This window comes from [Mycoplasma] phocae (assembly GCF_003332325.1).
In the GTDB taxonomy this organism is placed as follows: Bacteria; Bacillota_I; Bacilli_A; order Mycoplasmatales; family Metamycoplasmataceae; genus Metamycoplasma; species Metamycoplasma phocae.
This window is the reverse complement of the sequence record NZ_CP029295.1, coordinates 61657-84015: the sequence shown is the minus strand read 5'-3', so window position 1 is coordinate 84015 and position 22359 is coordinate 61657. Positions and strand designations below refer to the sequence as shown.

At 27.2% G+C, this 22359-nt stretch carries 14 protein-coding genes; all 14 read right to left on the bottom strand.

Features of this window, described 5'->3' with window-relative positions:
* Positions 1–32 precede the first annotated feature (32 nt).
* Positions 33–1307, bottom strand: a complete 1275-nt coding sequence (locus DA803_RS00290) for an HAD family acid phosphatase (RefSeq protein ID WP_277869737.1) — start codon at positions 1305–1307, stop codon at positions 33–35.
* A 92-nt stretch (positions 1308–1399) separates the two neighbouring features.
* Entirely contained in the window at positions 1400–2236 is an 837-nt protein-coding gene (locus tag DA803_RS05850; protein WP_114190659.1) for an MAGa3780 family membrane protein, read from the bottom strand.
* Positions 2237–2307: 71 nt separating this feature from the next.
* Positions 2308–3690, bottom strand: coding sequence for an MSC_0618 family F1-like ATPase beta subunit (locus DA803_RS00280; RefSeq protein ID WP_114190658.1), 1383 nt, complete (start codon positions 3688–3690; stop codon positions 2308–2310).
* Complete coding sequence (locus tag DA803_RS00275; RefSeq protein ID WP_114190657.1) at positions 3690–5225, bottom strand: MSC_0619 family F1-like ATPase alpha subunit; 1536 nt, start codon at positions 5223–5225, stop codon at positions 3690–3692. The genes DA803_RS00280 and DA803_RS00275 overlap by 1 nt, the downstream gene beginning before the upstream one ends.
* Before the next feature lie 19 nt (positions 5226–5244).
* Positions 5245–7422 carry an MSC_0620 family F1-like ATPase-associated subunit gene (locus DA803_RS05845; protein WP_114190656.1) on the bottom strand — a complete coding sequence of 726 codons (2178 nt, stop codon included), beginning with the start codon at positions 7420–7422 and terminating at the stop codon, positions 5245–5247.
* A complete protein-coding gene (locus tag DA803_RS00265; RefSeq protein WP_114190655.1) occupies positions 7415–7876 on the bottom strand; it encodes an MSC_0621 family F1-like ATPase epsilon subunit in 462 nt (153 codons plus the stop codon). The genes DA803_RS05845 and DA803_RS00265 overlap by 8 nt, the downstream gene beginning before the upstream one ends.
* 17 nt (positions 7877–7893) lie before the next feature.
* Positions 7894–8793, bottom strand: a complete 900-nt coding sequence (locus tag DA803_RS05840; RefSeq protein ID WP_114190654.1) for an MSC_0622 family F1-like ATPase gamma subunit — start codon at positions 8791–8793, stop codon at positions 7894–7896.
* The gene (locus tag DA803_RS00255; protein WP_114190653.1) at positions 8783–9304 is read right to left on the bottom strand and encodes a DUF2714 domain-containing protein; all 522 of its coding nucleotides are present in this window, start codon (positions 9302–9304) and stop codon (positions 8783–8785) included. Before DA803_RS00255 ends, DA803_RS05840 begins: the two co-directional genes overlap by 11 nt.
* Entirely contained in the window at positions 9294–10781 is a 1488-nt protein-coding gene (locus tag DA803_RS05835; protein WP_114190652.1) for an MSC_0624 family F1-like ATPase-associated membrane protein, read from the bottom strand. Before DA803_RS05835 ends, DA803_RS00255 begins: the two co-directional genes overlap by 11 nt.
* Positions 10782–10930: 149 nt before the next feature.
* Positions 10931–13255 carry an Ig-specific serine endopeptidase MIP gene (gene mip, locus DA803_RS00245; protein ID WP_114190651.1) on the bottom strand — a complete coding sequence of 775 codons (2325 nt, stop codon included), beginning with the start codon at positions 13253–13255 and terminating at the stop codon, positions 10931–10933.
* Positions 13256–13284: 29 nt separating this feature from the next.
* Positions 13285–15555, bottom strand: coding sequence for a putative immunoglobulin-blocking virulence protein (locus tag DA803_RS05830; RefSeq protein WP_277869736.1), 2271 nt, complete (start codon positions 15553–15555; stop codon positions 13285–13287).
* Positions 15556–16103: 548 nt separating this feature from the next.
* On the bottom strand, positions 16104–18293 hold the full coding sequence (gene mip / locus DA803_RS00235) for an Ig-specific serine endopeptidase MIP (RefSeq protein WP_170120254.1): 2190 nt from the start codon (positions 18291–18293) through the stop codon (positions 16104–16106).
* Between the two features lie 20 nt (positions 18294–18313).
* On the bottom strand, positions 18314–20656 hold the full coding sequence (locus DA803_RS00230) for a putative immunoglobulin-blocking virulence protein (protein ID WP_114190649.1): 2343 nt from the start codon (positions 20654–20656) through the stop codon (positions 18314–18316).
* 521 nt (positions 20657–21177) lie between these two features.
* Positions 21178–22320: a hypothetical protein gene (locus DA803_RS00225; RefSeq protein WP_114190648.1), complete on the bottom strand. Its 1143-nt coding sequence runs from the start codon at positions 22318–22320 to the stop codon at positions 21178–21180.
* Positions 22321–22359: the final 39 nt, after the last annotated feature.

The window sequence follows — 22359 nt, the reverse complement described above, 5'->3', positions numbered from 1 at the left end:
GGTTCATTTTTGAGTTTAAATAATAATCTTTTTTATTGGACTTTATTATCATTAGAATTTTGATTTATTTGCTTCAAAGCATCTCATAATTTTTTGTAGTTAGCATATCCATAACCACTGCTTCAACCGCCATACATTGCATTGCCTGGAACTTGCAAATTAAATTGATGTCATGCTAAATTTTCAATTTTAATTTCTTTAGAGTTTTTTTCTTTAACAACTTTTATGCCAGTAGCACCTGTAACATCTTTAAATAATTTTTCAATTTCTGGTTTTTTGAAAAATTCAATATTTTTAGCATTATTTCTTTCACTTTTATAAGCATCATCAAAGAAATCATTAAAGTCATCACCGATTTTCATAATAACTCTAGTTTTAACGGCATTTCCAGAACCGGCTTGTGATTTTGAGAAATCTCAACCATTTGGATTATCACTAACACCATTCATTCTTTGATTTTTAGAAGTTACTTTTCAGAAATTTTTATCCACTTCTGAAGCTGAATTTTTGGTTCCGGTTATTCATGGAGTAGGATCATAGGTTTTTCCATCTTCTTTTAGTGGATTTACTCCTGATGTTCAAAACATTCAATCTTGTATATATTTTTTATCAATACCAGCTGAAATTAAATTTTTCTTAATTCCATCAATTGAAGGTCTTAATTGTCTAATTCCGGAATTAAACATAACAATTCCACCTTCTTTAAATACGTGATTTATGAAATCAATTGATCCGGGAATTGCTCTTCTTTTACCAATGGCATCAATTGAATCTTTTTTATCTTCTGAAAATCTTCCGCCATTTTCTACAACCGACCAACTTTCAGTATATTCATTGACGAATATAGTTTCATCAATATCCATAAATACTACAGGAACAAATTTGCCAGTTTCGGGATTTTTAACTGTTCCGTCACTATTTAAAGCGCTATAATCCATTTTATCATTAGCAGCTTTTTTCTTTAAATTATCAAAGGCTATAGTTGCTAGTTGATATGCTTGAATTTGGGCAATTCTTGCTTCAGCTGAATTCATAAATCATACAATTGAAGCTACAATTCCAGCACCACTATTAAATTTGCTGATTAATTCAGCTTTTTGATCAGCATCAAGAGTTTGATTAATGTCGATTTTGTTAATCAAATCTAATTTTTGTTCTTTACTTAATTGGCTAATGTTATCTTCTAATTTTTTCTTGATATCTTCGATTGATTCGTTGCTTGTTGTTTTATTTGTGCATGATGCGACAATTAGTGGCAATGCTGCCAATGGCGACATTGCTCCTAATATAAATTTTCATTTTTTCATTATTATATGTTCTCCTTAAAAAAATTGACGTCTATTCTAATTATACTATTCTAAAAATTTAGTAATAAAAAATAAACCACCCGGGTTTATATTTAATCGTAATGTTTAAATTTTACTATAGCTTCTGCTTTTTTAATTCTAAGAACACCTTTCCAAAATCAAGCAATAGCGATTGGAAGTGATGCTCCTAAAACAAATAGTAGCACATCTAGGGTAATAATAATTCCAAGATTTCTTCCGGTGTAAAAGAATGGTTGAATAAAGTTTAAAAATTTGTAAACAACTATATTATATTGAATATAAGCTTCTGAATTATTTTTATCAGGTAATAATTGACTTCCCATAAAAAATGTTATTAGGGCAAAAAAGAAGTAAACTAGTCCCATTATGTTAGATAATCATAAATCTGATGTTTTTAAACGAATTTCTTTTCTTCCAATTATTAAAAAGATCATTCCAATGGCTGGATTAATGGCATGAAGAATAAAACTTGGAATCGCACTTCCTAGGTTATTTCATCCACCTCTTTTTAAAATAGTAAAGAAAATTAATGTTCAGTAAATTAAAAATGTTATTGAAATATTTACAACTGCAAAAAAGAAGAAATATTGAACACGTTGTGATTTATGATGTAAAGCAAATACAATAAAAGCAAATGATAAAATAAAATTACTTAACATCGTAAATGAACCAGCTTGTTTTCACATTGCAGCTAGGGCATCAGGAAAAATTCCATTTTTTAGAACAATGTCACGAATTTCAGGGTTGCTATATTTTTTTAATAATGGTTGAATTCCATAAGAATAAAAATAATAACATAAAATGCAGGCATTAGTTAAGAGAAGAAGAAGTCCAAAAACTAATGCTGCTGAATAATATGGATTTTTTTTATCAACAATTTTTTTACACATGGTTTTTTCAAATTTCATAATTTAAATATTATAAAGCATTAATCATGAAAGGAATAAAAATAAAGCCTTTAACGGCTCATTTTATTTCATTAATTGTTTTTAGCAAGTTCTTCATCAGTTGGAATATCTAAATTAGATCCAACATATGAGAAGATTTCAGGACTTTGATTAATGTATTTACCTTCTAAAATTCTAATAACACTTTCTACGGTATCTTTTAGTGGTACATAAACTCCAAAAGCCTTAGTAAACTGTTCAGTCATAAAGAAGTTTTGAGTAAAGAAGTTTTCAAGTTGTAGTGCTTTTTTAACAATGATTTTATTTTCTTTATCAAGTTCATCAAAACCTAAAATCAAAATAACATCTTCAAGATCTTTGTATGCTTTTAGAATTCTCTTTGTTTCAACAATAGCATCATAGTGACGTTTACCAATGATATCGCTACTAATTGAGTTTGATGAACTGGCTAGTGGATCAAAAGCGGGAAAAATATTTTTTGCGGTTTGTTCACGAGAAAGCACTAAATTACCATCTAAGTGATTGAAAACAGCAACAGCAGAAGGGTCACTTAAATCATCCATTGGTAGAAAAATTGTTTGAAATGAGGTAATTGAACCATTTTGATTCTTAAATAAACGATCTTCAATTTTAGCAACATCACTTTCAAGAGTTGATTGATATCCACCAACAGATGGTTTTTTTCCAAGTGATGCACTAACTTCATTTTCAGCCTGAATAAAACGATAGATGTTATCAACAAATAATAAAACATCTTCTTTTTCAACATCTCGTAAATACTCAGCGGCAGTAATTCCGATTGGAACAATTGAAGTTCTCGCGCCTGGTGATTCATTCATTTTAGAAATATACATTGCTGAGTTTCCCATTAAATTAGATGATTTAAGCTCATCATATAATTCAATAGCTTCCCGTGATCTTTCACCTGAACCGATAAAAATGTTAGCAGTTGATTTTTTATGACGGTTAACATTGAAGATAATTTCTTTCATTAAAACGGTTTTACCAACTCCGGCACCACCAAAAATTCCTAATTTATACCCATTAATAATTGGCATAAAGAAATCTATTGCTTTAATTCCGGTTTCAATAATTTCAATTTTTGAATCTAAAAATCTTGTTGAATTTAAAGTTGAATTCATTTCAACATATTTGGGTTTAACTTTAGTTTCAAGTAACGGATTACCTCAAAAATTATAAATATTATTTTTCGATTCTTTTCCAACTGGAACTAAAAATGTTTTTTTAGTATCTTCAACTTTTTCATTAATAGCGATATCCTTAGCACTATAAACAATAATTGCTCGAATAGTTTCCTCATCAATAATTCTTTTTACCAATAAAAATGTTTCACCTTTGTGCAAAGTTAGAAGCGAGTTTATTGTAGGTAGCGATTTTTTGGGAAATTTAATTTCAATAATATCTGATCAGATTTTTTTAACAACTCCAGTCATTATTTATCTCCTATTCTTTTAGCAATTGATTCTAATATATCTTTGGTAAACGGAATAAAACCGTGTTCATATTCAACTTTTCAATTTAAATTCATATAATCAGAATATTGTTTTAAAGCATATGCAAAAAAGTTTTTGCTAATTTTATCATCATATTTTTCGTTATTTTTAATGTGTTCAAAAATACTTTTAGCTTCTAAACTATCTTCAATTAAAGCATCTAAGAATTTTAAAGCCTTTTGTTCATCTTTGATATTTCTCAAAATTCCTCATGAAATTATTTTTGTCATGAAAATAGTGATGGTTTCAGAGTGAATTGAAAATCCAATTTGATTAAACAATTTATCAATCATTTTACCTTTATACAATAGAACTGATGTTTCTTTATTAAGTTCATAATCTAGCATGGCCAATTTTAAATGTCTTTTATAAGCTCTGAAAATTTTTCCTATTTCTCCAGCTGCTTTAGTTAATAAACGGCTTTGAACTGAAGAACCTGTTCTCGAAACTGACAGGTCAATATTAATCGCAGGTAATTTTCCAGCTGAGAATAGATCAGTACTTGTTACGATTTGTCCATCGGTAATTGAAATAATATTCGATGAAATTAGCGAGGTAATATCACCATCAATTGTTTGTAGAATTGGAAGAGCAGTAATGGTTTTACGATTAACAAATGATCCGGCTCTTTCAAGAAGTGATGAGTGAGCAAAGAACATATCACCGGGCATCGCTTCTTTACCAACTGGTTTATCAGTTAATAGCGCAATTTCTCTAAAAATATTAGCATGTTTTGTTAAGTCATCAAAAACAATTAAAACATCATCTTTTTCAGAGATATTTTCAGCATGGGCCATTCCAACATATGGTGCTAAATACTGTTCATACACACTTGTAGCAGAAGCATCAATAATAATTGTGTTTTTCATAGCATCATATTTAACTAAGTTATTATAAATGCTAGTAATATTTTCACGTTTTTGACCAATAGCTACATAAACACATTTAACACCTTTTTTTGCCGCATTAATAATTGTGTTAATTGCAATATGAGTTTTACCAGTTTGACGATCACCAATAATTAACTCTCTTTGTCCTTTTCCGATTGGAATTAATAGGTCAATGACAGTAATTCCAGTATAAAGTTGTTCATTTAATTTTTTAACAGTCATTAAATTGTGAGTAAGTCCAAAAATTGGTCTTTCCAAATCTTCGGGTTTTTTCTTAATATCAACTTTTTTAGGATAGTAGGTATTGCCATGAATATCAATAATTTTGCCAAAATGATCTTTTGAACTAAAAACTGATTGTTTTTCACTATCTTCGATGATTGATGCTCCAATTTGAATTTCGCCTGGATTTGCATTTGAAATTAAATAAGCTTCGTCCTCGGTTGCGTTAAATAAGAACAATTTTATATTCTTATTATCTTCTAAATGAAACACTTTCCTTTGTTCATAATTATGTTTTCCTTCAACTTTGACTATGTAATCAAACACTGCGGAAACTTTTGGATTTGTAATATTTTTATCCATATTTTATTTTCCTTTCACTTTATATCAATAATAAGGCAATTCCAGCACCTATTAAAACTAATGAGCATAAATAAATAATTATTATTAATGCTAAGATTTGTTTATTTTTTAAATTTTTACGCTTCATGATTAAAGCCACAGTGTTGATAGCAACAATTAAAACACCAATTGCCACAATTACATATGAAATAATATTTTTAACACCGTTTTTTTGTTGTTGATTTAGATTAATTACTTCTTGAGCTTTATTGTAATTTTCTAAATATTTTTTCTTATTTTCTTCTTTACCTTTGATTAATTCACGATCAATTAATGAACTTAGTAAGCTAATATTATTTTTAATACTTGTCGAAAGAGAAATATATGATTTATATCATTTACTTCTATCAATAGGAATTTGATTTGATAATGATTTGAACTTAAATGATTCTTGTCTTGACATATTAAATAATTGATTAATTAAAATTTTATCGCCCTTAATTTCATCAATATTTTCTTCAATAATTTTTTTATTGCCTTCAATAACGGTTTTTAGATCTTCAAGAACTTCAACATAAGCATCAGCTAAATGTGCTCAAAAAATTCCTTTGTCGATTTTAGTAGCTGAAAGCTCGCCTAAGAAATTAAGTTCAGTTAAATATTTATATGATTCAACTAAATCACCATTATCATTACCTTCTTTTCAAAGATTTAAATAAGAGTTTTGTAACTTATCTTGTGATTCTCTGAAACTTGGAGATTCATTATTTAAAATTCTTTCATTAGCAGCTTTAACCATATTAAACATCGCAAGTTGGAGTGTCGCGTTGTTAATTTGTCCATAGTCTAATTTTTCATCGTATCCAACTGATCTTGATACTCCTTGAAATATTTTACTTAAGCTTTCCACTTCAGCTTTTTTCAAAGTTGATTCACTTAAGGTAAGTAATTTAGTTGTTTCAATTGTATAACTTCTTGATAAATTTTTAACTACTCTATCACTTATGTATATTTTGATATTTTTAATTTCATCACTAGCGCCAGAATCAAAGCTTACAACTTTATATTCATATCTTGTATTAATAGGGTTATTAAAGAAGAATATTTTTTGTTTATCTTCTTCTTTCGCGCTTCTAAATAAGCTGCTCAATTGTGATGAACTTCTTATTGCATATTCAGGGCTAACAAATGGTGGTAGAGATGGAATAGCTTTTTCTAATTCAGTGCTATCATCAAAGATTGGTTTATTATTTGGTTTACCTGGAACCAATGGTGGTATGTTAGGAGGGTTAACTGGATTTTTCTTATTTTGTTGTTGATTTTTCTCTTGAACAGCTTGTTGATTTTGTTTTAAGTCAAAATCTAGAATTCTTGGATATAGTTTTGTAAAAATATAATCGCTTCAACTTGCAAAATTTTTTGGATTTCCCCAAGTTAGATTTTCTAAATTATCATAATTTAATTCAAATTCAGGAATATCTTTTTCATCGTAAAATAATTTTCGACTTTCTTTTAATAAATCAGAACTATATTTTTTAATAAGTTTTGTAAATTCTTCTTTTGTGAAAACATTTTTCTCAGATTTTTTAGCATCGGTTTTAATAGTTCCCTTAGTATCGGTAATAAATTTTTTATTTTTTTCTGAAAAATTTATTTTATTTCCAGCACCAGTAATTGCTTCTTTATAGTCAGTGTAATCTTCTTTTCCGGTTCAAAAATTGTTGTAAACATTTTTATTAAAATCAGCTTCAGATGTAATTAGATCTTTATTTTCACCAATTACTTTTGGAAAGATTAGTGGAAGACCATTATCAAAACGATTTTTTTTAATATTATCTTCCTTACTTAAATATTTAATTAATTCTTTTAAGTAAATAATTTTTCTTAGATTTGCTTTAAAATCTTTAGGATTTTCTTCTTTTTTAGCGGTATCATGTAATGCTTGTAGAATTTTTTTACCTTCTTTAATAACATTTGAAACCGCAAGTTCAATTTCTTTATTAGCTAATTCCTTGAAATCAGAGAAGGCTGGTGAAATTTCTTTTGGTTTATCCTTTTTATCCTCAGGTTTTGCTGGTGGTGTTTGAGTTTGATTATTTGGATCTTGTGGCTTAGTTTGATTTTTTTCATCATCAGGACGATTAACGGTCGCACTAGCAACAACAACTGGTAAAACTGAAATTGGTGATAAAATCAAAGATAATATTTTTTTACTCATATTTATTCTCCTCCACTAAGTTAAGAAATTGCATCATTTTTAGCTCATATAATTCTGATTTATATTTCTCTAAAGTAATGAAATCATCAATTCCCATACCAATGTTTTTTAGCAATTCCAAATCACCAATTTTTTTATTAACTGCTTGAATTTGTTCTTTATAATTAACCTTCTTTAAATCTCTAATAAAAATTCTTGAATTAGAAAAGGTATTAACATGAGCAATATTGTTTTTGATGGTGATTGATGCATTTGCTAAAAACATAAAAAATTCTTTTTTGTCTAAAACATCATAAATTTTAATAATACTATGTTCAAAGTTAGAAATGGAATTATTGCTCAACATTACCCAATCTTCATCATCAGAGATGTTAATATATAGATTTCCTAAAGCAATCTCTATCGGTTGATTCTTAAGAAAATTAATTAATATCTTGTAATTATTTTTTTTCATATTAATTTTCCATTCCCTTATACACTAAAGTTTTTATTATTACGTGTAATAAGTACAATTTCTTCAATTTCTTTTTCACGTTTTGATTTAAGAATTTTTTTATTAATTTTTACTAATTCTTCATCTATTTCTTTAATCATTCGGTTAGTTGTAACTAAACCAATTTTTGCTTTGTAGAAATTTGATTCAACAATTAGGGAATTAAGAGCATTTTCTAAAAATATATTAATTTCAGTTTCAAAATAATTGGAAATATTAGGATAAATTCTAAAATTTTCAAAATCTTTTTCAGTATTTAAATTGCCTCTAAACTCATGAATAATTTCGCCTAAACTAAATTTTTCAATTGGTAAAATTTGAAATGGTCTATCGTAACTTTTATTTGAATTAATGACAAAGAAAACATTTTTGTAATTATTTTGATGATAAAGAATTTTGATTATTCTAGCAATATGTTCAGCTAAATGATCATCACATTCTTCTTCTGAAAAGCTTTTAACGATATTAAATTTATTTTCTTCGCAAAATTGTTTCGCACGTTTGCCAATAACAATAAAATCTGAAACATTACGTCTAGCAGAAGCTAAAATAGTTTTTTCATAACGAGTGTATGAATCAGTTCCATATTTTTGCTCTTCAGTTAGATAAATTCATAGCTCACGATGAGTTTGAAAGAATCTCGCTAATCGCTGAAAACCTTTAGGTAAAAAGATATTCGATGTCAATTCGTTTTTAATTCCAAATTTTTGTCTCATTAAAACAATGTTATTTTTATTGCTTAATGAATTATTAATAAAAAATGATAATTTTTGATTTAGTTTAATGATATTTATTAAGTAAATATTCTTTTCATTATTTACTTTTAGTGAAATATTTTGTAAACTAGAAAGTTTTTGTTGCAGTTTTTTAATGTGCATTATTTCCTGCTTTTGAAGGTAATGTTGTTACTCATTTTTTACTAAAGAATAATTTTAGTGTTTTGGTATTATCTGCTAAAAACATAACTAAATTTGGAAATAGTTCAACATAAAATCCTTTCTCAATTAACGCAAATAATTTTTCATTTAGTAAATTAAGAAATTCTTGATAAGTAGGATTGTCAGCTTTAGCAAAATTAATCGCTAATGTTGCAGAAGATTCTTTATCAGTAAGAATCGGAATCAAGGCACTAACACTAAATTTCAAATCAATATTAAATCCGATAACAAATTTTTCAAAAATTAATTCATATTTATTTGTTAATGCTAATTGAAAATCGCGTTTAAATTTTTCGAATAATTCTGACTCAAAATTTTCATTAATTTTTAAAAGAATTGTCGCATAAAATTTGTCAAATGAAATAAATTTTTCACTTTGAGTAAGTTTCTCATATTCAGCATAGAAGTTGAATATTTCTTCGTTTTTTATTTGTTGTGCCTTATTTTTCATTTGTAAACTCCTTCGAAATTTTTATTTCACTTTGATTTAAAAGTTGATTATTTTTTACTTTAAAAATAATGTAGATTAGATAAGAGATATTTGCTAATAAGAATATTAATGAAATAATAAATGTTACCATGATCATAATCGCATGAATCGTAATGTTACTATTTATTACATAGAATAGATAATTAGCATTATTCTTTTCAATTAGTAAATGATTAGTTGAAAAAATTAATAATGTGGTAATAATTGATACTAGTAGAATAATTACAAAAATGTTACTAAAATTATTTGCTAATTTAATTCTAATAAAATATAGAGTAATTACAACAATAGCACCCAAACCAGAAAAGAATAAGTTAATAATATTAATTTTTTCATCTTGACTGCTAATATTAACAATTAGTAATGAGAATCAAATTGTTACTTGGGCAATAGCTAAAAATAAATTATGTTTTAGCACTCCCTGAATTTTTTTGTTTTTCGAGTAGACTAGATATGAATATACTCCAACAACCGATAATGGAATTATGATTTGAAGTAAATATAAATAGTTTCTTTGTAATTCAAGCTTTAGAACATTTGTATCATCTAATGTTAATGCAAACATTCTAATTAATCATAGAAAAGCAACAAAAACTAATCCTAAATTTAAAATTATTAAATTCTTTAGATAAATTTTGGCGTTTCCTTTTTGTGTTAATAGATTTATTCTTTCAAAATTATTGCCAACTAATAAAACTGCAATTAATAATGAAATCCCAATAATCGATATAAGATTAACAAAACTTCTAACTGTAAATAAGTTTATCATTCTAGTATAGAAGCTATTACCTTGAAATAATAAGTTGGGAACTCTTGATGAATAAGTTCATCCATAAGCAATTCCAAGGAATATTCCTAAACTAATTAATTGTGATACTGAAGTAATAATTAAAATATTTTTGTTTTTATAAACTAATGGTTCACTTTTCATTTTAGTGTGAATATTTTGAATTGAGTAACCTAAATTAATTAAGTATACGAACACTAAAATAAGTGATAAATGTACAAGATTAATTGGTAGTCTTTCAAAGTATAAAAAGAATGAGAAAAAACTTGCCATTGATAGTAGTAGATAAGCTGTGTATCATAAAGAATATTTTTTTATATAATGCTGATTGAGACTTAGGTTTATAAAGTTTTTATAAAAACTGAAAATAAAAACAAAACCTAATAGAAACAACCGAAATAGAATTAAGATATTAAGCTGTTGAATTCCAAAACTGTCAAAATTAAAGAAAAATCGTAACGATTGAAACGGTAATAGACTTTGGGCAAAAAGTGCTCGTGGCGCAAAAAATAACAACAAAGCACTCATGGTAATAAATAAAGCAAATGTTACTATTTTAAGAATTTTTGCAGTTCTATTAATTTTTTTGGTTAATGAAAAGCCATTATAATCATCAAAGATTTCTTGCTTTTCAACTATTTGTTTTTGCATATCATGCTCTCCTTTTTTTAATAAGACAAAATAATTATATATAGTAAATTGAAAAATGTTTTTTTTAGTTACAACAAAAAGAAATTATTCAGTTTTTTAGTGAAAAAACTACAATTTTGCTAAAAAAGCGTGTAACTAATTAGTCAATATTACTTATTAGTATTTGTAGGTGTCTGTGTAAATTTAAATTGTGGAGGAATTTTATCATCATCTAATCCATCTTTAAATAAATTAGTTTTAATTCCTTGATCCTTATACAATTTTTTTAGAGATTTACGATATGAATTTTTTTGATCTTTACCACCACCATAGATTAAATCGTATTGTGGTAAATTGTATTGTCCAAATAATCCTTTGTAATCAAATCCTTCTGATCTAAATGCGGCTGCTAAACCTGTATGAGCGAAGGTATTAGATACGTGATAAACTGCTACTAGTTCATTATTTTGTGTTCTTACACTTGAACCAGATGCCCCACCAATTGGTGCATAATGACGCATACTATATTCCAAACCCATTGCTATATATTCTTTTCCTTCATTATCGGCATATAATTTTGAGCCAAAACGATTAGCAGAAATAAATGAATCAGTTAAACCTGGTTTATTATTAAAGGTACGGTAACCAATATTATATGATAAGAAATTTCCCCGATCTGTTCTAGATGTTGGAATTGAAGGCACGCCAGAATCATTTGGCACTAGCCCATCATAAAAGCGGTAATCTGAATTTGTTCATAATGAGAAATCAAATTTTGCTCTTTTTCTTTGATCATCATCAACGTAAGGTTTCAAAAAGTAATCATTTCTAGCACTAGGATAACCAGTGATAAATAACTCATCATAACCGTTTCACCAATCATTTGCGTTTTTGGCATCAATTGAAAGTGGAAAATCAATTTTTTTGTAATTTTCATCACTTAAATACGAATTTGCTTTAAATTTAATTTGTTGTTTTACATCGTCGGCATAGTCATTTGTTATGAATTTTGCTAATTTTTCTCCAGTTAGAGGGTATTTTGAAGTTACGCTAGTATCACTTGTTAAAGCTGATACAAGTTCTATGTTTTCAAAATCAATTTCAAGCACGGCAAAATCAATAAAATCTTTAGCATTTTTGTATTTTTCTTTTTGAGTTGGAGTTAAGTATTCAACTGGGTTTTTTGAGAGAAATTCTTTTCCACTAAAAACAGTTTTGATTCCATTGTCCTTGACATTATCATTATTCTTTTTTGATTTAAAGGTTAAGTTAACAAAATTGTCATCTAATCCAGCTAATCTAAATTTTGTTAAAATTTTTGCCGAATCTAGTAATTTAATAATTCCAAATCGATGAGTCTTGTTTGTCAATGCATCGGCAACATGGGCATTAGTTCCAAAATATCATTTGGTTGGATATTTCTTATCAATACCTTGATTTAATTGGTAATCCATAATTCACATGGTACCTGATGTTGTTGAATAAGTATTTGGTTCATCGCCTTTATTACTAAATGAAACACTAAATGATTGTCGTGCAGATCTTCTATAATTTTCATTTGGTAAAAGTCTTGCTAACCCATCGGTTTTATATTCATCTCTGCCAAGTGCGTCAACTCATGATGGTCCTCTTCGCTCTTGACCTTCAAATAAACTAAGTCCATCAAGAGTTCCATCTTCTTTATAACTTGGTAAAGTAAAACCTTTGTGTGCTGAATTTTCGAATGTATCAAGATTTAATTCTTTAGCCTTTTCATTATATTCATTGATTTTAGATTCATCGGCTTTAACTTCGCTTCTAACTTCATTTCATTTTTTATTTTCTATATTTAGACGACCAACGTATTTTTCGTTATCTTTCTCAAAACGAGTGTTTTGATTGTATTCTTTATAATATTTTTCTAATTCAGATGCCGCTGGTTTAAAACTATTGGTTGGTCCGTCAAGGAAAACACCATTTTCATCAATTCCTAGCGGATTCTTCTTAAAACCTTCAACTGCAATAGTTTTTTGAAATAATTTTCCAGTTTTTTTATCCGAAAATGCTAGGCTAAGTGAAAATTTTCCAGTAACATTAGCGTCTCTTTTTCCGTTTGGAAATTCAGCGCTATATAACTGAATCCTAATTTTATCTTTATATTTATCGCCAACTTCAATGTAGGCAATTTGGCTATTATTTGCTACTTCAGTTGGAAAGATATCAGAAATATTTCGTTTAGATAACAGAGAGTCTTTAAACTTTAACTCAAATGTTTCACCTAATTTAGAATTATTAATAATTTCTTTAAATTCCGCGCTTAATTCTTCTTCTTTTGAAAATTTATTATCAATAGGTACTTGGTTTTTACCTTTAGATTTTTCATTGCCACCGGTTTTATCTTCACTTTTTTTATCATCTTGTTTTCTGTCATTGCTACAACTTGCCGCTACTAACGGTAAAATGGGTAAAATTGATACCGATGCAAATGCTAAAAGTATTTTCGTATTTTTTTTCATTGTGCCTCCTTTAATTTCTAACCTTAAATTTAAACAAATATGGTACCACTGTCATTTGATTCTTCAACAACGTAGCCTAAATCTTGTAGTTGTTTTTTAAGTTCACTTGCTCCTGGTTGTACAATTATTTCCTTTTTATATAAATCTTCAGCAAGTTCGTATAAAACTTTTAAATTATTAACTGCTCCAGATGATAATTTATCCGTACCCTTGATTTTAACTTTATTTGTTGTCGGATCACTGAATAAAATTTTAGATTTAGATCCAGGTTCACCCATTACAATATTTCTGTCAAAGCCAGCATCTGATAATTCATCACCTGAAATTTCAAAAACAGATCCACTACTATAAAACTTCAATCTTCGAATTTTTCTTTGAATTGAGTTTGCTTGTTTTTCTTTATCATAGAAGATAAAACCTTTTAATGATCTGATTTCAGGAATTCTACTTAAATCCAAGCCTTGGTGATAGCTATTGCCTTGTTCATTATGATCTGGTTTAAGTCCAGGTCCATAACTCCCTTGGAAAAATGGTTCATTATTTCTAACTCAATAGGCAATTCTTAAACCATCGTTAATTTTCTTAAGCTTTTCTTCTAATGTAGTTGCATCTTTGACATAATCTTCAGGATCAAATCCTAATGAATTAAATACAATTCTTGTTGCAATTTTTGAATTAGCGGGATATTCGAAGCTAACATTATAATCATTAGTATTAACTCATTTAACACTTCTTAGAGAGTTCGGATTTATAGATCAACTATCTAAATGTGAATTTCCGAGTGTATATAATGATAGTTCGTCAATTTCTTTATCTTGTAATCCGATAAGAGAAGAAGTATTTGTTGAACTTGCGTCAAAAAATAATTCTAATAGTGGCAACTTATTTGGTAGGGCTTTAAGAATATCTTTAAAGCTTTGAGATGCATCACCTTTACCCATGTTATGAATTCGATAACCAGTTATATCAACATTTTCTGCTTTTAATTTTTCAATGATTTCTTTTGTATGATTATAACCATCACGATTTGAAGCGTCAATATCAATTACAATACCTTTTTTTCTTTTAATACCTTTGTCATTTGTTAGTTCGGTCACTTTAATGCCATAACCAGGTGAAATACCGTATTTAGAAAAATCATTAGTAACATCTCGTTTTGTTCATCCTGGGTAATTTCCTGCTTCAACATCAATAGAAGTTCTTGGATAAATTGAATCAAAAGAGAAAGCTCGACGATTTAAGTTATCATTTTGGATTCTTGAAGTAACGTGATTAAACCCTTTTGGCGGATCATAGGTATGTGAATCTAAATTTCCTTCTTCATCAACATAAAGATTATTAGATGTAGGAGTAAAACCCTTTTTCAAATAAGAAGAAGCGTTAGCTGATAATTTTGAAAATTTGCTTTGGTCTAGGTGTTTTATTATTCAATAACGCCTATGTTCATCGGATTTTCATTCCTTGGCTCTATCTTTTTTATCATATTCTGCTTCTTTTCCTTCTTTTAGAAACTTACGAAAATTACCAGAATCGATTAATCTATGAAATCTGTAAAGTAATCTCTCTCATGGATCTCGGTTCTGACTTCTTGCATAAAGCTCCGCGACTTTATCCTCTGGAGTGTTTTCATATATATCAATTAATCCTTTTCTTTCAGTAGAATTAATTAATCCTCCAGTAATTAATTGATCAGTAGTTTTATCTATAAGTTCTTGAGTAACTTCAATGCTAATAACATCTCCAGCCATATGATTAACGTATGGATCTAAGTTTGTTAATCTGTTTCGTTTATCATATTCCGAATAAGTTCGCTCTGGGTAAACTTCCACTAATGCATCAACTTCTATTCCATTAACTTTAACTTTTCTTTTTTCAATTCGTTTCTGAGGTCTAGGTGAAGGGTCTGGTTGAATTGGACGGGGAGTAGGAGTTGGTGGAGTTTTTTTATCTTCATTTTTAGGTTTTGGTTTAGGCAAAATTTCTTCTTTTGGTTTCTTTGGTTTGATAATTTGCGGTTCTCTAGAATCGATATTAGGTTTTTTAGAAATTTTTTCAGGAGTTTTTTCGTTTTTAATTTCTTTTAAATTTCTATCAACATTAGAATCAGCGGCATTTCTAATATCTAGATTATTTTTATTAATTAAATTAGCATTCAATTCAGATGATGAAATACTATTAAATTTATTCCTTGAATTTGAGTTTAAGAAATATAATGATGTTCCAATAGCAATTGATGCTACACTAATGGTAGAAAAAATCCCTATTAAAATCTTATTTTTTCTTTTCTTTATAAATGACATAATAGATCTCCTTTCCAAAGAAATTCAATGTTTTTTTCTTTCATTATTATTAGATTTTGCCTTAATTTAATGATTATGAAATTATATAGTTATTTTTAAAAAATATAATTTTTTTTAAAATTTTATCTATATATATGTAGTTTTTGCATATTTTTAGCAAAATATTTGTAATTTTGGTGTCTAAATATCAAATAAATAGCAAATATTAGCAGTTAAGTATCTAAAATAATTATTATTATAAATTTGTTTTTTGTTGAAAAATTAATAGATTTTAAAGAAAATTAATCTTTGAATTACTTAATTATTTAAAAAATATTATGTTTTAATTATTTATTAGAAAAAGCATTCTTATTTAAATATAAAATAATGCTAATAATAAGTATTAAATAACAAGAGCATGAGAGTAATTTTATGAATTTTAGTTTGCTAATATAATCTTTAATTTCAATAAATTTATTTAATTTTTCTTTAAAACAAAGAAATATAATAAGAATAATTAAATAAAATATTAGAAAAATTTATATAAAAAAATCACAAAAAATGTGATTCTATTTATTAAATTTAAATTCTTCAGGTATGGTGAACCCATTTTTAAATAAGTTGGTTTTGAATGATCCGGTATATTTTTTCTTCAATTCATCTAAATAAGAATTTTTTTGACCTGTTGCGCCACCATAAATTAGATCATATTGTGGTAATTTATAATCACCATATAAACCTTCATAATCATATCCTTCAGATCTAAATGCGGCAGCAAGACCTGAATTAGTTGCACCATTTTTAGAATGGAATACACCGACTAATTCATTTTTTTGATTTCTTATAACTGAACCTGATGCTCCGGGTTCTGGAGAAAAGTGTCTTGGTGAATATTCAAGTCCAAAATTAATGAAATAAGATTTAGTTCCATCACTGTTATTTTTAGTATAGAATTGATTCTTTTCCTGATTAGAAATTTTTGGAAAACCGATAAAGGCATCTAATAGACCAGGTTTATCAGCAAAAGTTCTGAAACCTAAATTACTTGAAAATCTATCACCATTTAATTGTCTAAATTCTTGAGTAGTAAGATTATTTTTGTCAGGATTAATTTTTATATTTTTAGCATTGAAAAATGATGATTCGCCATTAATTCATAGACTTTGTTTATAAGGTCTTGTTTTAGGATCAAAATCTTTATCTTCATATCTATCAAGTCCCCAGTCATTTGTACTGATAGGGTAACCAATAATATAAAAATTATCTTTCTTTTCTTTTTTAGCTATTTCGGTATCCAAGCTAAATTTAGCTTTATCGTAATTTTTTAAGTAAGTTTCAGATAAAAATTTAACATGTCTGTCCGATTGATTAGCATAGTCATGGGTAATTTTCTTAGCTCAAGATTCCGCATTAGGAAATTCATTTGGTTTCGATTTTATTAATTTTTCAAAATCAATTTCAATAATAGCAAAATCTAGCATTTCTTGATAGTCTTTGTATTTATCTCGTTGTGACTTAATTAAATAATTAGCAGGACTAATATCTAGAAAATCTTTAGCTTCAAAAATTACATTTACAGCGTCTTTAATGTCACCATTTATATAATAAGAATTAAAGAAATCGGCATATCTATCTCCACCTAGTAATGGTAATTTTGTATTTATTCCTACACTATCTTTAATATTAGATAAGGACAACGATATGACATTATTATTAAAGGCATCAGCCACATGCATGTTAGTTCCAAAATATCATTTGGTTGGATAAGATTTGCCTTCTTCTTTAGCAAAGTCCATTGTTCACATTGTTCCGTGTGCTTGTCTTAAATATTTATTTAATGTTTTCTCTTCTTTGTTTTTTTTCTCATCTGGTCATTGGAATGAAACCGAATAAGTATCTAAGGCATATTTTCTATAAGTATCATTTGGTAAAATTCTTGGAACACCATAGGCCTTATTAACATCACGGCCGGCAATATCAGATCAGCCAGGAGCTTTTGCAACCTCGGTGCCTTCATATAGACTTAATTTTTTCTTACCATCTTCATTTTGTGGTAAAGCAAATCCTTTATATAAAGCGCTATTAAAATCATCTAAGTGAAGTTTTTCAGCAAGCTTATTATACTCCTCAATAAATTCGCTGTCGCGTGCAATGTCTTTTCTTCAATTTTCAGGTTTTTTATCAGTTGCATAATCAATATACCTTTTTAGGAAATTATCAAGATATTTTTGATTATCTAATTTAAATTGTGAATACAAATCTGAATTTATATAGTCTTGTAGTTTATTAGAATTGGGAGCAAATCTCTCTTCGTGGCGAAGATCGATAATATTACTTACATATTTTTTAAAACCAGATACTCTAATATCTTTATTAATTGATGTTTCATTGTATGAAAGTTTCAAGTTAAATGTTAATTCACCATCTCTATCGTTAACTTCTTTAATTTCGCTAACTTCAACTTTAACCTTATCCCTTAACGAAGCATCTTGTGGTTTAGCAATTACATCAACATAACTTATAATATCTGAAGGTTTAAGATCTCTTTTTTTGCTTTGATATTGATCAAATTGTACAAAATCAAAATCTTCAATACTATTAAGTTTTTCTCTAATTTGATCAGCATTTAAACTTTCATTAAGCTGAATTTGAGTTTTATCGCCAGCTTTGTTGCTCTCCACTTTGCAAGCAATTAAAGCAAATGGAGAGAGTAGTACTATTGGGGCAAATAAATATTTTTTAAAATTACGCTTTTTCATCATCTATATTCCTTTGTATATTAGGCTATTTCTATTTTGTCTTGTGAAATCTTAAATCCAGTTAGCGAATTAACTAAATTAGTATCATTTGTATCAATTTCAATTTCGGTGTCTCTAGAGAAATTATCTTCACTAAAGTTTAGTAATATATTTAAATTAGTTCTACCAGTAGATGTTAATTGTGTGTTCTTTAAATTTGTTACTTTAATTCTTCTAGTTTCAAAACCATTGCTAAAGAATATTTTTGATTTTGGTTTAAGATCGGGATTAGTATCCAAAATATCAAATTGAGCTTCGTTTAATTCATCAGCGTCAATTGTGAAAACGCTACTATCATTATATAGTCCAATTCTTCTTAGACGACGACGAGTATTCTCAGGATCGGTAGGTTCTTTTTTAAATTCTAAGCCCCGTAGCGATTTCATAGAAGTTACTCTAGTTAAATCTAAACCAGTTGGGTAGCTATTTCCTCTTTCATTAGTATCAGGATCTAATCCAGGACCAAGACTACCTTGATATAGGGGTTCATTATTTCTAATTCAATATGCAATTTTTAGACCATCATTAATTCTTTTTAAATCTGGTTTATAATCACTTTCCTCAAATCCAATACTATTAAAGGTTACTCTTGTAGTAATTTTTATATTTCGTTGGAAATCTTTGCTAACGTTATAGTCTAAGTTGTTATATCACGCAACACCTAAAAATGCATAAGGATTTAAAACTCAATCATCTAAAAGTGAGTTACCAGTTGTATAAATACTTAACTCATCAATTTTTTTACTTTCAAGTGCTAAAAGCGCTGAAGTATTTGTGCTTTCAAAAAACAATTCTAATTGTGGTAAATGTTCAGGTAACGCTTTGAATATTTCAAAAAATTCTTGATTTTTATTGGTTAAACCGATATTTTTAATACGGTAAGAAGTAATTTCTTTTTTATTTGCAATTAAATCTTGAATGACTTTTAAGGTTTTGTTATATGCCACTGGATTTGAAGCATCAATAGTAACTACATAACCACTTTTTATTTTAGTTTCAACTTTTGAATTTGGATCTTTAGTTAATTGTTCGATTTTAATTCCCTCGCCTGATTTAATATTTAAGAAATTAAATTCCGGTGATGTCGTTACATCATTTTTAATTCATCCCTCATAATTTCCTTCTGCTATAGAATCAGGAGTTCTCCCAAAAGGACCGGGTATACCGAAAACTCTTTTCTGTGCATTATCACGAGAATTTCTAGCGACAACTTCATTTAGAAGTGGTGATGTTGCATATGATTCAAGTTCGCCGTTTTCATTAACATAAACGTTTTGCTCTTTTTGATCAATAACTAAACCTTTGCTTAAATTTTGCTGAATTTGTGAGCTTACATTAAATTTTGTATAATCTAGATTTTTAATTAATTGAACATATTTATGATTTTTGGCATCAATTTTTTGATTTTCAAGTTCTTTCTTTTCGTTATATATTCTTTGAAATTCTTTTGAATATTCATCAAAACCAGGATCATCATTTCCTTTAAATTTATTTTCATGCTCTGAAAGTTTTTTTTCTATTTCTGCTATTTTGTTATTAAGTTCAGCAATGGTTTTTTCATAATGACCTTTAATTTCTACATCATAAATGCTTTTACCATGTGCAGTTAAAAATTGTTTAACTTTGTCATTAGGCGCATCAAATAAACGACGGTATTTATCAAATAAATTTTCGAAATAAAATGTATTTTGGCGAATATAAGCTTTATTTTGGCTTTCGGTACTATTAGCAAGTTCTGATAAAACATTTTCTGGAATTTTATTTTTAAAAGAATTTTGAACATTATTTTTATTTAATTCTCTAAGCTCATCAGTAACTTCAACACTAACTAGTTTACCAAGAGTGTTATTAATATATGGGTCCCGATTTGCTAAATGTTTATATTTTGGATCAATATTTCTGATTATTTTTTTAATTCTTACCTTTACTTTTAATCCATTAAAATCGATGTATTCCTCAACAATTTTTTCTGAATCGCTAGCTATATCGTTATTTCTTTTGTTTTCATCTTTTTTATTTTTATCTTCATTTTTAATTTCAATATTTTTATCTGGTTTTTCAACTTTTTTGTTTTCTTTTTGCTCTTCTTTTTTGTTATTCTCTTTTAGATTTTGATCAACGCTTGAGGAATTGGCATTTCTAATATCCAAATTATTATTGTTTATTAAATTTGGATTAACACTTGCTGATGCAACGCTTATAAACTTATTTCTAGAATCTGAGTTCAAAAAATATAATCCTGTTCCTACGGTAATAGATGTTGCAATAACGGTCGCAAAAACACCTAACAAAATTTTATTTTTTCTTTTTTTAATAAATCCCATAGACCCTCCTTTGTTTTGCACAATTACTTATATCATTGATTAATATATTTAACCATTTTTTTTATTTTTTTCTAAAAAATAAATACAAATTACATAGAAAATAAGGAATTTTAAATAAAAAATAAAAAAATAATGATTTTATTTGTAAAAACAAAATTTTTATAAAATTTAGTGGTTATTAGCATATTTCAAAAAAATTTATGGAAAATAATAGAATAAATTAAAAAATTTAAGGGCCAATTTAGAATTTTATGCGGTATTAAGGCTTATTATCATCTAAAATTCTGTGTCATGATAATAATTTAATGTTCTGCTAAACAAATTATTTAATGATAAATATTAAAAAGGTTGAATAAATCATTGAAAATATTGAAATATAAAAAATATTTGTAAAATAAAAATTTTAATTTCATACTTAATGATTATTTAAATAATATGCAAATTTAAAAAATAAAAATGCTACATCAACTTCTAATTAATAGGAGAATTTTGTAGCATTTTATTTTAAATTAATAGGTAGATTATTGTTTATTATTTCCTGATTCTATATTTTTTAAAAGTGATGAAGAGGTAGAATTAGATTCTAATTCTCCATTTTCATTAACATAAACATTTTGCTCGTTTTCATCGATTAAAATGCCTTTTCTTAAATTTTCTTGAACTTTTTCTGTTACCTTAAATTTTGAGTAATCTAAATATTTAAGCAATTGAATATATTTGTGATTTTTAGCATTAACCTTTTTTCTTTGGATATCTTGTAGTCGTTCGCTATTTCTAGTGTTTTTTTCGGATATTTCAAGTGACTTAATAGTATTGCTGTAGTGATCTCTAATTTGAGAATCGTAGATTTTTTGACCATCTTCATTTAAAAATTCTTTTACCTTATCATTAGGGGCATCAAATAAGCGGTGATATTTATCAAACAAATCATTGAAGAAAATTTTATTATCTTGAATATAATTTGCTTCTTCTTGTTCATCACGATGATTTAATTCCTCTAATACGTCTTTTGGGGATTTTCTTTCGAAAGCGCTTTTAATATTTTGTCTGTTTAATTCTCTTAATTGATCGGTTACTTCAATATCAATTAATTTAATCGATGGATTACCACTTTGACCACGACTAGATGGGTTTTGATTATTTTGAGGTAATTTATTAACTTTTATTTTAAATTTTAGACCTTTAAAATAGAAATCTTCACTTATTATCTTAGCTATATCAACTTTATCATCATTGTTTGCGATAATGTTATCTTTTTTGTCATTATTTTGTTTACCAATTTCAACATTTTCATTCGTATTTTGAGATCCACCATTTGCATTTTGATTTTTATCAGTAGTATCATTTTCTGGTTTTTTAGAATCTTTTTCGTCCGGTTTTTGTTCGGTTTTAGTATTTATTTCATTATCTTCGGTTTTTTGTTCTTCTTTTTTATCAAGTTCTTTTAAATTTTGGTCGGTAATTGAGGAATCTACGCCCCTTAGATCTAAATTATTATTATTTATTAAATTTGGATTTACAGTTGTAGAAGAAAAACTTCTAAGTTTGCTTCTAGAATCCGAATTTAAATAATATAATCCCGCACCTAAAACGACAGATGCTGCAATAGTTGACGCAAAAACTCCAAATAAGATTTTGTTTTTTCTCTTTTTAAAAAATTTCATAGATTCCTCTTTACTTTTATCTTATTACTTCTATTATTG